The following is a 2730-nucleotide window of genomic DNA, read 5'->3' on the forward strand; positions in this document are numbered from 1 at the left end:
TCGACACCTACGACGACGTACGGGCGGGCAGCGGCACCAGCAAGTGGAACGGCCCCAACCCGCTGACCATCGACACCTCCCGCTCGGGCTCCTCCTACGTGCTGCGCGACACCACCCGGCCCGGACTGCAGTGTTCGGACTACAGCGGCGGTCTGTTCACCAAGGCGACCGACAACTGGGGCACCGGCAACCCCACGAGCAAGGAAACCGGCTGCGTGGACGCGATGTTCGCCGCGCAGAAGGAATCGGACATGCTCAAGAACTGGCTCGGCCGCAACGGGCATGACGGCAACGGCGGCAGCTGGCCGGTCCGCGTCGGCCTCAACGAGCTGAACGCGTACTGGGACGGCTCCACCATCACCATCGGTCACAACAGCGCGAACGAGTGGATCGCCGGGATCGACGTGGTGGGACACGAGTTCGGGCACGGCCTGGACTCCTTCACCCCCGGCGGGGCCAACCACGAGAGCGGACTGGGCGAGGCGACCGGCGACATCATGGGCGCCCTGACCGAGGCGTACGCCAACGAGCCGGCGCCGTACGACACTCCCGACTACACCGTCGGCGAGATGATCAACCTCCAGGGCCGCGGCCCGATCCGCAACATGTACAACCCCGGCCAGGTCGGCAACGACCCCAACTGCTACTCCGCGTCGATACCGCAGACCGAGGAACACGCGGCGGCCGGCCCGCTCAACCACTGGTTCTACCTGCTGGCCGAGGGCTCCAACCCCGGTGGCGGAAAGCCCTCCAGCCCCACCTGCAACAACTCCACCGTCACCGGCGTCGGCATCCAGAACGCGGGCAAGGTGTTCTACGGGGCCATGCTGCTCAAGACCAGCGGCATGACGTACAAGCGCTACCGGACCGCCACACTCACCACGGCGAAGAACCTCGACGCCGGTTGCTCCCTGTTCAACTCCACCAAGGCCGCCTGGGACGCGATCAGCGTGCCCGCGCAGACCGGCGACCCGACCTGCACCGGGGAACAGACCGACTTCTCGCTGGCACTCGGCCCCACCTCGGGTGACGTCGACGCGGGCTCCTCGGCGCGCGCCACCGTCAGCACCAGCACCGTCTCCGGCGGCGCCCAGCAGGTCTCGCTGACCGCCTCCGGCGCGCCGGCCGGGGTGAACGTCTCCTTCAGCCCGGCGACGGTCACCTCCGGCAACAGCTCCACGATGACGGTCTCCACCTCGTCGGCCACGGCCGCCGGAACCTACCAGCTCACGGTCACGGGTACCGCCGGCACCAGGACCCACACCGCCCAGTACACGCTGCGGGTGGGCGGTGGCGGCGGCAACCCGTCCACCCCGCCGGACGTCGACGTGGCCAAGGTCCAGGCGCACCTGACCCAGCTGAACACCATCGCCTCGCAGAACGGCGGCAACCGCCGCTCCACCACGGCCGGTTACCGGGCCTCGCTCGCCTACGTCAAGGACCGCCTCCAGGCGGCCGGTTACACGGTCACCGAGCAGAGCTGCACCTCCGGCTGCACCGCGGGAGCGGGCAACAACCTGATCGCCGAGTGGCCGCAGGGCGACGCGAACAACGTCTACATGTTCGGCGCACACCTCGACAGCGTGTCCGCCGGGCCCGGCATCAACGACAACGGCTCCGGCTCCGCCGCGCTCCTGGAGAACGCGCTGACCCTGGCGCAGTCCAACCCGGCCATGAAGAACCGGGTCCGCTTCGCCTGGTGGACCGACGAGGAGCAGGGCCTGAACGGCTCCGGCTTCTACGCCCGTTCGCTCTCCACGACCGAACGCGCCCGGATCAAGGCGTACTACAACTTCGACATGGTCGCCTCGACCAACGCGGGTTACTTCGTCAACAACCTGAACTCGACCGCCGCGGCACCGATGAAGGCCTACTGGGACTCCCTGGGCCTGGCCCCGCAGGAGAACGTCGAGGGCCAGGGCCGCTCCGACGACTACTCCTTCCAGCAGGCAGGCATCCCCACCTCCGGCTACGCCACCGGCGCCTCGGCGGTGAAGTCCGCCGCCGAGGCCGCCAAGTGGGGCGGCACCGCGGGCCGCGCCTACGACTCGTGCTACCACTCCGCCTGTGACACCACCGGCAACATCAACGCCACCGCGCTGAACCGCAGCGCGGACGGGATCGCGTACACGATCTGGAAGACGGCCGTCGGTGACGCGCCCGCGCCGGCCGACGACTTCTCGATCTCCGCCAACCCGGCCGCCGGCACCGTCTCACCGGGCTCGTCCGCCACGGTCACCATATCCACCGCGACCACCAGCGGAAACGCCCAGACCGTGAGGCTGTCGGCGTCCGGCGCCCCGGAGGGTGTGAGCGTGTCGTTCAGCCCGTCCTCGGTGACCTCCGGCCAGTCCTCGACCGCCACCGTGCAGGTCGCCGCCGGGACGCCGAGCGGCACATACACCCTCACCATCACGGGAACGGGCGGGGCCGCCCACACCACCACCTACACCCTCACCGTGCCCGGCGGTGGCGGCGGTGACACCACCTGGCAGGTGGGCGCCACCTACGCTGCCGGTGATGTCGTGACCTACGACGGCGTCAGCTACCGGTGCATCCAGGGCCACACCGCCTACCCGGGCTGGGAGCCGCCGAACGTGCCCGCCCTGTGGCAGCGCGTCTGAGGTAGCCCACGGCAGGACTCGCCCGTACGACCGCACACCCCGGCCCCGGCCGGTCCCCGTGGGACGGGACCGGCCGGGGCTCCGCCACGCGCGGCCGCCAGGTATG

1 protein-coding gene is annotated in these 2730 nt (G+C 70.3%); it reads left to right on the top strand.

Translation table 11 applies throughout. The features are described from left to right. Nucleotides 1-2624 (top strand): M28 family peptidase (locus tag H5J33_RS30205; protein ID WP_181797967.1); only part of this gene is annotated, 2624 nt, incomplete at its 5' end. Nucleotides 2625-2730: the final 106 nt, after the last annotated feature.

Source organism: Streptomyces sp. WELS2 (genome assembly GCF_013870595.1).
In the GTDB taxonomy this organism is placed as follows: domain Bacteria; phylum Actinomycetota; class Actinomycetes; order Streptomycetales; family Streptomycetaceae; genus Streptomyces.